Origin of the sequence: Lacipirellula sp., assembly GCF_965279485.1 — a bacterium.
In the GTDB taxonomy this organism is placed as follows: domain Bacteria; phylum Planctomycetota; class Planctomycetia; order Pirellulales; family Lacipirellulaceae; genus Lacipirellula.
Window position 1 is genome coordinate 1533393 of sequence record NZ_CBDIIC010000002.1, and the last position, 12984, is coordinate 1546376.

The 12984-nt window shown below is 57.9% G+C and carries 14 protein-coding genes and 1 pseudogene; 8 read left to right on the forward strand and 7 right to left on the reverse strand.

The window, feature by feature from the left end; genetic code table 11:
• Positions 1-218: 218 nt before the first annotated feature.
• Positions 219-869, forward strand: coding sequence for a hypothetical protein (locus tag ACQY7R_RS13800; RefSeq protein WP_428306171.1), 651 nt, complete (start codon positions 219-221; stop codon positions 867-869).
• Here ACQY7R_RS13800 and ACQY7R_RS13805 read toward each other — a convergent pair.
• Both ACQY7R_RS13805 and ACQY7R_RS13810 read right to left on the reverse strand, forming a co-directional pair.
• Entirely contained in the window at positions 866-1465 is a 600-nt protein-coding gene (locus ACQY7R_RS13805; protein WP_428306172.1) for a CHRD domain-containing protein, read from the reverse strand. The two genes, ACQY7R_RS13800 and ACQY7R_RS13805, sit on opposite strands and share 4 nt — an antisense overlap.
• 362 nt (positions 1466-1827) lie before the next feature.
• Positions 1828-3204 (reverse strand): DEAD/DEAH box helicase, encoded by a 1377-nt coding sequence (locus ACQY7R_RS13810; RefSeq protein WP_428306173.1) that lies wholly within the window; start codon positions 3202-3204, stop codon positions 1828-1830.
• A 312-nt stretch (positions 3205-3516) separates the two neighbouring features.
• Here ACQY7R_RS13810 and ACQY7R_RS13815 point away from each other — a divergent pair, with 312 nt between their 5' ends.
• Positions 3517-3987, forward strand: coding sequence for a hypothetical protein (locus tag ACQY7R_RS13815; RefSeq protein WP_428306174.1), 471 nt, complete (start codon positions 3517-3519; stop codon positions 3985-3987).
• A gap of 59 nt (positions 3988-4046) precedes the next feature.
• Positions 4047-4331, forward strand: a pseudogene (locus ACQY7R_RS13820) (DUF4385 family protein).
• 29 nt (positions 4332-4360) lie between these two features.
• Here the strand turns inward: ACQY7R_RS13820 and ligD are convergent.
• Both ligD and ACQY7R_RS13830 read right to left on the reverse strand, forming a co-directional pair.
• Positions 4361-6997 carry a DNA ligase D gene (gene ligD, locus ACQY7R_RS13825; RefSeq protein WP_428306175.1) on the reverse strand — a complete coding sequence of 879 codons (2637 nt, stop codon included), beginning with the start codon at positions 6995-6997 and terminating at the stop codon, positions 4361-4363.
• Positions 6998-7873 carry a Ku protein gene (locus tag ACQY7R_RS13830; RefSeq protein ID WP_428306176.1) on the reverse strand — a complete coding sequence of 292 codons (876 nt, stop codon included), beginning with the start codon at positions 7871-7873 and terminating at the stop codon, positions 6998-7000.
• Positions 7874-8105: 232 nt separating this feature from the next.
• On the opposite strand from ACQY7R_RS13830, the gene ACQY7R_RS13835 reads away from it, so the two are divergent.
• From ACQY7R_RS13835 to ACQY7R_RS13850, 4 genes are all read left to right on the forward strand, one after another.
• Positions 8106-8291, forward strand: a complete 186-nt coding sequence (locus ACQY7R_RS13835) for a hypothetical protein (protein WP_428306177.1) — start codon at positions 8106-8108, stop codon at positions 8289-8291.
• 319 nt (positions 8292-8610) lie between these two features.
• Entirely contained in the window at positions 8611-8847 is a 237-nt protein-coding gene (locus ACQY7R_RS13840) for a hypothetical protein (protein WP_428306178.1), read from the forward strand.
• 731 nt (positions 8848-9578) lie between these two features.
• On the forward strand, positions 9579-9767 hold the full coding sequence (locus tag ACQY7R_RS13845; protein ID WP_428306179.1) for a hypothetical protein: 189 nt from the start codon (positions 9579-9581) through the stop codon (positions 9765-9767).
• Positions 9768-9778: 11 nt separating this feature from the next.
• Positions 9779-10021 (forward strand): hypothetical protein, encoded by a 243-nt coding sequence (locus tag ACQY7R_RS13850; protein ID WP_428306180.1) that lies wholly within the window; start codon positions 9779-9781, stop codon positions 10019-10021.
• A gap of 297 nt (positions 10022-10318) precedes the next feature.
• Here the strand turns inward: ACQY7R_RS13850 and ACQY7R_RS13855 are convergent, their stop codons facing one another.
• The 3 genes from ACQY7R_RS13855 to ACQY7R_RS13865 all read right to left on the reverse strand — a co-directional run bounded on the left by ACQY7R_RS13855 (position 10319) and on the right by ACQY7R_RS13865 (position 11933).
• Positions 10319-10831, reverse strand: a complete 513-nt coding sequence (locus ACQY7R_RS13855) for a hypothetical protein (protein WP_428306181.1) — start codon at positions 10829-10831, stop codon at positions 10319-10321.
• A 118-nt stretch (positions 10832-10949) separates the two neighbouring features.
• Complete coding sequence (locus ACQY7R_RS13860) at positions 10950-11348, reverse strand: DUF2171 domain-containing protein (RefSeq protein ID WP_428306182.1); 399 nt, start codon at positions 11346-11348, stop codon at positions 10950-10952.
• 93 nt (positions 11349-11441) lie between these two features.
• Positions 11442-11933, reverse strand: coding sequence for a hypothetical protein (locus ACQY7R_RS13865; RefSeq protein WP_428306183.1), 492 nt, complete (start codon positions 11931-11933; stop codon positions 11442-11444).
• Between the two features lie 258 nt (positions 11934-12191).
• Here ACQY7R_RS13865 and ACQY7R_RS13870 point away from each other — a divergent pair, with 258 nt between their 5' ends.
• Positions 12192-12377 carry a hypothetical protein gene (locus ACQY7R_RS13870; RefSeq protein WP_428306184.1) on the forward strand — a complete coding sequence of 62 codons (186 nt, stop codon included), beginning with the start codon at positions 12192-12194 and terminating at the stop codon, positions 12375-12377.
• The last annotated feature ends 607 nt before the right edge of the window (positions 12378-12984 follow it).

A 12984-nucleotide genomic window follows, 5' to 3' on the forward strand; every position in this document is an offset into this window, starting at 1 on the left:
TGTGCGTGCAATGCCTGTGACTCATAGCGACATAGTTTTATCGGTACTCCGAGAAACTTTCAGGGCCAAAACCAATGCGTCGCCGCTCTCTTATCGCTCCGTTGTTGATGTCCAGTCTGCTTCTCGCGCCACGAACGACGATCGGCGCAAATTACGACGAAACTATGCTGGGAGACCTCTCTGGGACGCCAACCCTTCCCACTACGCTCGCTCTCGGCGTGGGATCGAATCTCGTCGCCGGCAGCGCTGGCGCGGGCGATTTCGATCTGGTTCACTTTTCGATTCCGGTTGGGAGTGGGCTAACGTCGCTGAGGCTCTCGTCGTACGTCAACCCATTTAACGCCGTCTCCTTCATCGGCCTGGGAGCGGGAACATCCTGGACCGCGGGACTCGATTTCGACGTCGATCCGGCAAAACTTTTGGGCTGGAGCCACATCGCCGCAGAAGGAAGCTCCGGCGTGGGCGCCGACTTGCTCATCGGCATGAGCGTGGCTCCCTTCACGCCTGGATTTGCGCGACCACTAGCCGCCGGTGAGTATACGCTGCTGATTCAAGATACCGACAATGTCGTCAGCTACAGCCTCGAATTCATGCTCCAGGGGCCAAGCCTCGCTGGCGACTTCAACAAAGATGGAGTCGTTGATGGGTCCGATCTTGAGCGTTGGAAAGGCGATTTCGGCGTCAATCAAGAGTCAGACGCCGATAGCGATGGAGACACCGACGGAGCAGATTTCCTGATTTGGCAACGAGCGTTCGGCTCTTCTGCGCCAGTGGTCGCTGTTCCAGAGCCGGCGACGCTTACCGTGGCGTTTGTCGCTGTAGTAAGCGCCGGCCGGTTTCGTGGACGGCGAAGAAGAAATAGCTCCTAGGTGATTGACGGTACTCGTCGGCGGAACGCAACACTCGTCAAAAGTCCGATGGCGCCTAGAACGAACGCCGAAGGCTCTGGCACAAGAGTGAAGAAGCCTCGAATCTCGCCGCCCGGCGTGTTCGTCGTGTGAATGTTGAGATACATCTTGCCGGAATCGAGCCCGGCAAAAAATACATTCATCGCCGAACCGACCGTACCGCCGTTCGCCGTGACGAACGCTGGGTTGAAGCTCGATGTCTGCGTCATATCGAACGTCTGATCATAGCTTCCCGACTGAACGCCGAGCGGAAAACCAGGGAACGAAGGCGTCGGCGTCGCGACCCCGGCAAGCGGGTTAGCCGGCGGATCCGGAATGGGGCCATGAATGTGCGAGGCCGTCGTGTTACCAGTTAGCCCGCTAAACGTCGCTTGCACTCGCATTGTGAGCAGGTCGTAGTCGACGGTGACTTTCGCAGTCCCCGTTCCCAGCGATGGGTTAGCCGGAAACTCGTTGGGGCCGCTCAAGGTGGTGGTGTAGATCGACGTATGCGCGAATGCCCCCTGCATTGAAGCAAAAGCGATTGTCGCGCAGCCTAACACAAGCTTGATTTTCATAAGCAAGAAACCTCCGTGGAGTGAAGTGGGTACGCGGAGCGTATGTCGCCGCAGTCCTCAAATCTTGCAGCGCCACGGAGATCTTTTTTTTTAAAAACGGCAGAGTGAATCACTGCAGCTCGCGAATCGGCGATTTTTCGACGTTTATTCTGCTTACCCGCAAGGAGTGCAGTAGCTCGGCACATCTGCACTAGAGAGAGGTGCGCTCGCCTGACTTGTTCGGCATTCTCGCAATAGATAGAGCGCCTTCTCCGTCGTGTGCCTGACGGCGACCGTGCGTTCTCGTATCGACCCTCGAATTGCCCGGCGCCGTCTGGCAGCGACATGTCCATGCCATCTGCCGCTACCTCTTGAAACGCAGCTCATCGTCGCCGCGACGTCGCGTGCGACGGAATCGGCTGCGCGGCGGCTTTGAGATGCCGGGCGAGCACGTAGGGATTCTCGGGATCAACGACCGCGTGCTCAGGCGATTGAGCGAAAAAGTACTCCGGACGGCGGAGAAGGTACTGATCGACGGGATCGTTGCCAGCGAGCAGTACAGCCAGGCTCTCATCATGACGTCGACCGCTACGCCCCGCTTGTTGCCAGCAACTGGCGATCGTGCCAGGGTAGTTGACGAGAATCGCTACGTCGAGCGAGCCAACGTCGATTCCCAGTTCGAGTGCGTTAGTCGTCGCAACTGCGCGGAGCCGGCCGGTGAACAAGTCTTGCTCGATTTCGCGGCGCTCGTTTGGCAAGTACCCGCCGCGATAAGCTCGAACTTTGTCGGCATGCTTGGACCGCTTCGCATCCAGTGAATCACGGAGGTAGCGGTGGATGAGTTCTGCCGATTGCCGCGTGCGGGTGAACGCTAGTGCTTGCCCCTCCGCCTCAACTGTTTCTTCGAGCCACATCACTGCGTCATCGTTCGCGCTCCGTCGAGCGAGCGCGTCGGCGCCAAACGGCGCCGGATTCCACAGGGCGAAGTACTTACGACCTCGGGGCGAACCATCGTCGTCGATTACCTCCACCGGCTGGCCAATCAACTTACTGACGAGTTCGCCAGGATTAGCAATCGTTGCGCTGGTCGCCAGAAAAATCGGATAGCTACCGTAGTGCCGGCAAACTCGAAGCAGCCGCCGGAGCACTGCCGAAACGTGCGCGCCGAGGATGCCGCGATACGTGTGCACCTCATCAATGACGATGCACCGCAAATCCGTGAAGAAGTCGGCCCATTTTGGATGGTAGGGGAGAATCGACGCATGGAGCATGTCGGGATTCGACAGCACCAAATTCGCCTCGTTGCGAATCCGGCGCCGCTGGGCGGTGGGCGTGTCGCCGTCATAGACGCCAGGACGAATAGCGGCCGCAAGTTCTGGGTCTGCGGACTTCAATTCCAGCAGCACCTTCAGTTGGTCTTGCGCTAGCGCTTTAGTGGGGTAGAGATAGAGTGCTCGCGCGCCGCGTTCGGTAATCGCCGTTTCCAAAATGGGAAGGTTGTAACAGAGCGTTTTGCCGCTAGCCGTTCCTGTGACTGCGACAACGTGGCGACGAGCGCGGGCGGCCTCCAAGGCGGCAACCTGATGCGAGTAGAGACGATCGATGCCGCGGTTGGCGAGCATACGCCGAAGCGGCACTGCCAGTGGCGTGGACGGTTCCGCATATTTACCAACGCGTTCCGGCAGCGTTTCGATGTGCTCCAACTGCCCGGCGTAATCTCGCCGAATCTTCACGCGTTCTATTAGCGCTGTAACATCCATGACGCCAGTCCCATCGTTCCTTCGTCGCACTAAACGTGCGTCCAGTGTACTGGCGAGGACAAAATCCAGGCAATACTAGAGATACGTTAACGGTCAATCGCCGCATCCATCGCCGCCCGCCTCCACTTTCTCGGCTAACTACAATGACCGGCTAGCCGCGAAGGGTGGCGAGAGATGCTGCTGGAGTTGAGGGAAAGCGGCGCCGCACTTGCATTGAAGTGAGCGGGACGCCGCTCCAAGCTGCGAACAGATTGAGCGAATGTCGGTGCTACGGACGCCGTTTCCCCGCCCTGGATTTCGAATAGGAGCCGGTTGATGCCAGGTAATCTGGAAACCTATCTCCACGACCACCTTGCGGGTGCTCAATTCGCCACGTCTCTACTCGCCGATATGGCGGCTCAGAGTTACGACAAGGAGCTGGCGGGGTTCGCAGGCAACTTGCTGGAAGAGATTGAATCGGACGAGCACGTTGTGGAGCAGATCCTCTCGCAGCTGGACGCGAAACGTAGCATTCTCAAGGACGCATCCGCGTGGCTCGCTCAGAAGGTGGGTCGTGCGAAGTTGCAGATCGACGACGATCGATTCAGTATCTTCGAGTCGCTGGAACTGCTGAGCATTGGTATCCTCGGCAAGCTGGCATTGTGGAAGGCGCTCCTAGCGATTGCGCCGGGCAACCAGATACTTCAAACCCACGATTTCGATGCGTTGTGTGCGCGTGCTCTACAGCAGCATGTTCAAGTGGAGCGATGGAGACTTGCCTACGCGGCCTCACTGATCAACTAAGAGTTCGGGGCTTGGCACGATTTCACGTGTTACAGTAGGCGGGGGGACGGATGGGACGGATGTTTAGCGCCTACTTGAGGGCGGGAGACTTCCCGGGAGCTGACATGGCGCGCAAGTTCCTGCGAATGGGCTAGACTAGAGCGAGACGGTACGCCAACCACACGGGAGGGAACAAATACGACCTTGCGACCGGAGCGATTCTGCCTCGTGTGAACGATCTCGAGAAGGCGGAAGCGACGGTGGTATTCTACGAACAGTATGTGCGGGCACGCGAACACGCGATATATAAGCGTCTGAAGCAGCAGCACATCGGCATGTTCGAGACGAATGAGCCATCTGCATAGGCCGCGCCGCACTTACGCAAGATCTTCGCCTACTTGAGCTGTGAGATTGCCTTCCGTGAGATCGATTGGCGGACGCTAAAGAATTCATCCCACGGATCGCGCCGCAGTCGCGCCAACCGACTGTCGAGATTTGTAGCGACATACTGATCCGCAGACTGCAATTTGGAAAGCTCTTCCCAACTCAACGGCGTGGCCACCGGGGCGCCCTCGCGGGCGCGGGTTGAGTATGACGCCACCGCCGTCGCTCCACGCTGATTGCGGAGGTAGTCGATAAAAATCTTCCCACGACGCTTCGCCTTACTCATGTTGGCGACGTAACGATCGGAAGCAGTTCGAACCATCAACTCGGCCACGCCACGCGCGAACGCCTTTACTTCGTCCCAGTCACTGCGGCGTTCGATCGGCGCCACGACATGCAAGCCCTTCCCGCCAGAAGTCCGTAGGAAGCTTTGCAGTCCGAGCAACTCCAAGCAGTCGCGAACATCGAGCGCCGCCTGACGCACAGCCGCCCAGCTCACCTTTTCATCGGGATCGACATCGAACACTAGGCGATCGGGGCGTTCGACTCGATCCTCGCGAGCTGGCCACGGGTGGAACTCCATCGCGCCAAACTGTACGAGTGAAATCAGTCCCGGCAGGTCATCAACGACCACGTACTCATCGGTTCCGATCTTCTCTCGGATGGCGATCCCTCTAACTGAATCCGGCATCGAGTCGTTGAGATGCTTCTGATAGAAGCACTGCCCCGTTTGGCCCGAGGGGCAGCGAACTAATGTGAGCGGTCGACCGGCGACATGTGGTAAGATCCACGCACCGACTCGTTCGTAGTATTCCGCCAACGCGAGTTTCGTCAGCCCGATGTCGGGGAAGACAATGCGGTCGGGATGCGTGATGGTGATCCCTGCAACCTTCGCATCGCCGGAGCCGGAGTGGACGACGAGGCGAGTCGATGTGGTGGTAGATGGTCGCCGATTGCTCCGTTTCGGTGAAGTCGCCTTGCGATCACGGTGATTTGCGGTTGCCATCGGTTTCTCGCGTTTGATGGAAGTTGGCGGCTTATCCTCGCGCAGTCCCTGGAACGACGGGTGACGAAGGTGACCGTCGTCCGTCCACTCGGTGAACTGCACCTCAGCCACCAACTCTGGAGTTACCCATGTAACGTCGCGCGCCTCGGCACCCGTTGGCGGGACGGCGAATGGCGCAGTCTTTCGCGTTCGCTTCGCAAGCGCCCCATGAATGTCACGCAGCGACTGTTGCGTGAATCCGGTACCAACGCGGCCGGCGTAGAGAAGCCTATCCCGTTGGTAATATCCCAGCAGTAATGCCCCAAAGCCTTTGCGCGAGCCTTCGGCTTGTGTAAAGCCGCCGATGACAAATTCTTGGCGCTGAGCGCATTTCACCTTCATCCATCCCGAGCCTCTCCCCGATACGTACCGTCCTTTTGCCTGCTTGCTGATAATTCCTTCCAAGCCGCCGCTGCATGCTTGCTGCCAAACCTCATCGCCGTTTCCGTCGATATGCTCGCTAAAGCGGATGATGCCTTCGGCCGTAGGGGTGATAACCTTTTGCAGCAACTTCTTCCGATCCAGAAGCGTTGCGTTCGTCAGGTCGTAGCCTTCGGCGAATGGCAAGTCAAAGGCGTAGTAAGCGAGCCCGCTGTCGTCGCCGTGCCGGAGTTGATTTTGGAGTTTCTGAAAGTCGGATACGCCCTTGTCGTCGAGCGTGACGAGTTCGCCGTCAATGATGCCGCTCCCTATCGGAAGACCCGCCACCGCAGCGGCAAGCGACGGAAAGCGGTGCGTCCAGTCGTGACCGTTGCGGGTAAATAATTGCACCTTGCCGGCAGCGAGGCGCGCCAAGATGCGGTATCCGTCGAACTTCAGTTCGTGCAACCACTCTTCGCCCTCGGGCGCCTGTTTGACCAACGTCGCGAGTTGCGGGCTAAAATGTCGCGGCAATTGCCGTGCTTGAGCGCCCGCGATCTTTTCGAAACGGATTGTGGTTTGACGCTTGGCTGAAGCCTTCGACGTCGGCCGACTAGGTGACGAAGGGTTGCGACGCTGCATTTTGCCACTGCTCCACACTCGATCCGACGATGCAGCGATTTGCTCCATCGTCCGGCGACTGACGACGCTCCGAGGCTTCTCCTCGCGAACGTCGAAGTCAGCTGTGGCCTTTGCTGAGCGATCATGGTGCTTGATTAGCAGCCAGTTCTTCCCGTCAGCTCCCCCCTTCCCTCCCATGCGCACTAGCGCCCAACTTCCTTTGAGCTTGCTGCCGTGCAGCGTGAACTTCAGTTTGCCCGCGTTCCATTGCCGAAGCGGATCGTCCACTCCCTCCGGCTGCCAAGTGCCTTGATCCCATACCATCACGGTGCCGCCGCCATATTCACCAGCAGGAATGACTCCCTCGAAATCTGCATAGTCGAGTGGATGGTCCTCCACCTGCACGGCCAACGACTTCACGTCTGGATCGAGACTAGGGCCCTTAGGGACGGCCCAACTCTTCAGCGTGCCGTCGATTTCCAGTCGGAAGTCGTAGTGCAAGTGACTGGCAGCATGCTTCTGCACCACGAACTTTGATGCACCTCGCGACCGCGTCCGTTTGCCCGCTGGTTCGGGTGAGCGCCGGAAGTCGCGCTTCCGTTGGTATTCGGCAAGACTCATTTATCCCGCCTGCTTCTTCTTGGCAACGCGTTTCCGCGGGGCTGTGCGTCGACTCGTGCGCGGTTTGGGGGAACCTTTCTTGGTAGCGCCGGCTACGCTCTTCTTGAGCATTTCCATAAAGTTGACGCTCGCTGGCGCCGACTTCGGTTCATCCGCGTCAATGTCCGTGATCGCTTCGGTTTGCCCCGATTTGATCTTCTTCTGAATCATCTTATCGATGGCATTGCGATACTCATCCTTGAACTGAGCTGGATCCCACTCGCCGCTCATTCCTTCGATCAGCTTCGACGCCAGTTCGATTTCTTTCTTCGTTACCTTGTATTCGCGCAAATCGCTGCCGGGGAGTTCGAAGTCGTCGATCGCTTGCAACTCATCGGCGTAGCGAAGTAGCTCAAGGATCAGCGCATCGCCTTCAACGACAAGCGCAGCTAGATACTGTCGTGCGCGAATGACGACTCGTGCGAGCCCCGCCTTTTCAGCGCCGCTGATCGCCTCGCGAAGCAACACATACCCTTTCTCGCTTTTTCCTGTCGGTGCAATGAGATACGGGCGGTCGAAGTAGCGAATGCCAATCTCTTCACGGTCGACGAACTGCTCGATCTCGATCGCCTTCGTCATCTCCGCGGAAGCATTCTCTAGTTCTTCCTTACTGAGGAGAACGTACTGGCCCTCTTCAAACTCAAAGCCCTTGACGATTTGGTCCCAGGGAACCTCTTCGCCGGTCTCTTCGTTGACGCGTTCGTAGCGCACTCGGGCGGCATTACGGCTATCAATGAGCTTGAATCCTTGCTCTGCACGTCGTTCGGTCGCGTAGAGCACGACTGGCACATTGACGAGGCCGAAGGAGATGTGGCCTTTCCAGACTGGACGGGGCATGGGAGGGCTCGTGGGCTGGGCGTGGGGCAACCCTCCTGGCAACGCGACGGCATCCTGTCAGCAGTGCTAGCACGGCGTGTGCCGAAACTCTTCGCTACGGGGGCGACGCTACGTATCCCGCGGAAAGCGGCTTCGCTAGTGTCGCCCACCGGCTTCGTGGTTGGCGGCGACTCTATTTGTCGCTACGGCGACCAAATGGCCGCTGTCGCCGCCCGATTTTGAGCGGTGCCCAATGGAGCAAGAACTGGCCGGCATTCGACGGCCAATTTATCTTGGCTCAGGAATGTTTGTTGCCGGTCTCGGCTCTCGTCCTGATCGACGTCGTCAATCCTTTCGATCTTCTGAAAGGAAGCAGTTTTTACAACACGCGCTTCCCATGGCGCGTCGGATTGCGGCGCTGAAGTCAAATGCCAAGTGACTCGGCATTCCTGTGGCGCGTGAACGACAATTTTATTGCCAACCGCGCCTACATGCGGAACCTGCAACTTTTCGTCCCGCGCGACTATGTAGTGGAATGAGGCGGACGAGAATGAACGTGTGCTGCGCCAAATGTCGCGGGTGCTGTAAGCTCAACTGTCACGCCAGAACAACTCGGCCTTGGGGAAATCGCAAACAACGATACTTCGATAGATCGCAGAAGGATTTAACGTCAAGTTCGCCACTCGCGCGTCACAGCATTTGAAAACCGGCCCGAGAATTGCGACGGGATACGCCAACAAGCAACGGAGCGACTAACAATGCGATGGATTGTCAAAACATTGCTCGACGGCGTTTACTGCGACGAGTTCCAAGCGGAGGGCGATCCGATTATCCCCGTTGATGGCTCCGAGATTATGATCTCCACAGATGGCGATCGTTTTATCTCCGCCACCGTGACGGAAATTGACGTCGATAAGAGCAAGTCGCCGGCTGTACTAAGGATCATCTGCTGCTCACCCTCTGACGCACGGCGCGTGATCAGCGATAACTCTTAGCTGTAGTTCACGACGTTGAAACCGATAGTACACCCTCGCCAGTCGCCGTCGGTCCTTCTGCTCTCCAAAGACTACGGCGGCTGGTGTTCTTCATTTAACCGGCTCACGATTTCAGTAACTTCTACTGTACGGCTCCGTACAGATGCTCGCGAGATCTCTGTAGTGCTAGCCGCAAACCATCCCGAATAGCGAATTTTTTCGACCCTACAGCAGACCCTAATACGATATACAAATCACTGTCGCCGCTACTTCCACACTCCTGCGGCGATGGCGTTGCGAAGTTGATTGCGGTACCGAGCTGCCCCTCGGTGCGGCATCGCTTCGAACACGCCAGCCTGCTCACGATGACACGTGGTGCAAACCCTCTACGATCCTGCGGTTCTGGTTGAATCCTCCGCGAGTGCTTGCACGTGTGTCCCTACCGGTTACCGTCGAATACGGGCAGTGACCTTCGGGTGTACATCCACCACCCATCTGCATCAGCCGGTGCCGTGATGACGACCCTTTGTTCAAGGCGTCGACTGACTCTAGCGAACTCTCGGCCTGCCAGGGGCGGTATCTTCGGAGGTTTGTCTCTGTCGCTGACTAGTTGCCCAGCTCGAAGTTGCTGGTAGGGCTGTCCGGACTTCCGGGGCTATTGCGACTGCGGAATTCTCCCACGAATCCTGGCGCGCAGCTTGCACTGCGTATTTATTATGCGCCTCGACTTTGCCCTTCAGGGAGAACCGACCATGGCCACTACCCAGACCATCCTCGACGAAGTTCGCGAACGCCTGAAGGTTCGCGGTGACACGTTCCTCGACTCAGATGGCGAGGCGCTTCTCAGCGAGTTGAAAAATACCGCATCGAAAGATTCTGAATCTGAAGCTGCGAAGGCAGTCAAGGAAATCGAGCACCGCCGCAGCGAGAAGATCGAATAAGGAAATACGCCATGGACACCGAAACACTCTACCCGCTGGAATACCAGGGCAAAATGATTCCCTGCGAATCAGCCGACGATCGAAAGCTGCTGCAATCGGCGATCTTATTGGACGGCCATCGCTCAGACTGCGACCAACATCCCTCGACCGAACTAACTCAGATGAGCCGAGTCTGTGAGCAGTACGAGCTCACCTCGCTTGCCCAGTTAACCGCCGAATTGGCGAAGCGGTGCGACGAGGCAGAGCGGCCCTAACTTCTACGTAAGTTGCCCTGTGCGGGATGGTGCCCAGGGCAACCGATGGTCGGCCCGGTCCAGGACGCTCTTGGAGGGTTAATGGCCGGGCCGACTGTCAATTTACAAATTCGAGATTAGTACATAACCCAGACGATCGGCTGATTACATCGAACGGCGATTTTTGCTGACGGTAGAAGTAAACCGAGCTGCGCGAGAGGAATACTGCCCGGTACGGGTGTAGAGGGAAAGTGGGACCGGCGATGGCCGATTGCATCTCCGGCTCTTCTGGCTGTGAAAGCTGTTTGAAGAGGTGAACTAGCGAGGAGCTTTCTTCTTCTTTACCGCTTTGCGCGGCGACGACTTCGCTGTGAGTTTCGCAGCCTTCGCTTTCTTCTTCGTGTTCTTCACGGCTGCGCGGGGCTTGGCCACCGCAGCCTTCTTTTTCGCAATCTTCTTGGCAGCCTTCTTCGTTGGTGCTTTTTTGACGAGCGCTGTGGCAGCCGACGCGACATTCACCGCCGCCTTCTTCGTCACGGCAGCAGCGTTCCCAATATTCTCGGCAGTGACCGTGGCGGCGGCTCGCTTAATTGGTCTTTTTCCCTCGGCCGACGCATTCCCGATCAACGCGCCGGCTACCCCGCCTGCAATGGCGCCTACTGGTCCCGCGATCATACCCCCGATAACGGCGCCGCCGATCCCGCCTGCCGTTTGCTTCGAGACTTCGGGAAGGTTGCGTTTCGCCGCTGATTTCTTCTGAACCGACTTCTTAGCCATGATGATCCTCGCCTTAATGAGGTTTAGGAACCGCCAGTCGACTGCGCGATGCATGTTCGGCGCCGTTATCGGTCCTCTTGGATGCACCATCAGCCAAATAAAAGAAGACCCGGCCAAAATTGGCCGGGCCCCGTAAAGAGCTGACAGATGGCTGGCTCGAACTAGGCCAGGTTCAACATGCACATGAGGATGCGTCGGGCTTCCAATTCTCCTCTGTCTCTTTGGAATTCTTGGTTAAGTGGACATGCCGATCGACGCGTGCGACCCAGTTCACGGGAACGAAATGATGCTGCCCATCTGGGCTGTCGTTTTTCGTTAGTTTGATCGCACCGCCCTCGACGTGGTCGACAACGCCGACCTTCTTGCCGCACGAAGCGATGACGTCCATGTGATCTTCAATCGCGGCCACGCCGCGGTCAGTTCCTTCGCCGGGATCGCTCATTCCCGTCTTCTCTTTCACGAAGTCCACTGCGTCTTCCGCGCCGGTGGCGATGCGCGATCCCACGTCCTTCGCTGCCTTTGCCACTGCGTCGCCCACATCGGCGACATTGTTCTTGATTGTATTTGCCATGATGATTCTCCTTCAAAAGGGCCGACAGCAATGAGCTGCCGTATCCCATGCTTAGTGAGGAAACGGCTAGGTTGGAGTGCCGACTGAGGCACCTCAGTGGTTCTCTCGCCGCTCGATTCGATCCCACGCATCACGCGAAGCGTGCCTCGCCCTCTCCCACCGCAGGTCCGATTCCGTCTTACCGGTTTCCCATTCTTGCTTCAGCGTCGGCTCGGCTTCGTCGAAAGATTTGTCGGGCCAACGTGCACGCGATTCCCAGCCGTAGCGGTAGGCGGGTGCGTACTCGTCGTAGGCGACGTCTGCTTCGTAGTAGCCGCGCTTCGGATATTCTTCCCGCCAATATGCATCTTCCCTCGTCGGGTCGATTTGCTCTGCTACGCCTTTACCCGCCAAGCCGCCGGCGACGCCGCCGATCACAGCTCCTACCGCAGCGCCCACCGGGCCGGCAACAGCGCCGGCTGCAATCCCAGCCGCAGCCCCACCCGCCGCGGCCCCTAGGCCAGCCCCGACGGGGTGAGCCCCAGGTTCGCCCGTAATCGCATCACGGTTGGCATCAGCTCGTTGGTCGACTCGATGTGTAGACATGATCCGCCCCTAGTTTGTTTTCATTGAGTCGGAGGTTCTCATTACCCCCTTATGAACCCATTAGTCGGGCAAGTATCGTGCCAGCGACCGCAGAGGTCGGCATAGCGGTCGCACGCGGCTCCGTCACGGTGTGGCATATGGACGCCGCTCGACTGCGCCAGCAGCAATTTGGTGGGCGGACTTTTCAATGAGTTACGCCCATGTAGTCGGTACGGTACCGTACCGAAGAGTCGCTATTGTTGCGCTACATTATTCGCCATGGCTAACAAACCCGGCGCACCGAAAAAGCCACCAGAAGAGCTTCGTGGCGACCCAATTCAAATTCGATTAACAAGATCCGAGCGGCAAGCTTGCGAAGATGCCGCCGCGCAGTCTGCGCTGAAGCTCACCGTTTGGGCGCGAAATGCGTTAATCATCGCAGCCAGTAATATTAAAGAACGCTAAACAGCATCCAACCGGACTCGGCATGCTGCGCTGCAACGCATCATCGTTTCTCACCGTGTCCGCGTTGAGCTGCCGTATCGCGCCCCGGGCTGAGTTCTCCCGTGGCGCCGCCGCCAGCTCTCCCGCTACCAGGACCTGTACGAATTGGAACCTCTGTAGCTTCATCCTGCCCAACCTTCACCACCTTCGTGGGAACGCCGTGCTCAGATGCCGGGACGCCGACACCGGGTTCGCCCTTGCCAACGAGTGGTTTCTTAGGTTTTGACATGCCAATTCCTCCTGAGGGTTAAATTCCGTTGATCAGCGTTGCTAGTGGCATGCCGCTCGTGGGTCCAGCGGAAATTCAGGTTTGCTCAACTTCAAAAGAGGAGGGAGTCACGCCCCTATGCGCATTAGCAACCTGTCATCGTTGAACCCTGCGCCGGCGACGAGCAGAAAGCTCGAAGTAAAACGACAACAGTCGGTTTCGCTGGTGAGCAGAGAGAACTCCTCAAAGCCGTCGGGAGATCCGCAAGCGAAAGACTCTGCGGAGACAATCGAGTCGCTGTCGATAGTCCCGTGAAATGCGATGGACGCAAAGCAGTCATGGGATTGATACTTCAGAACG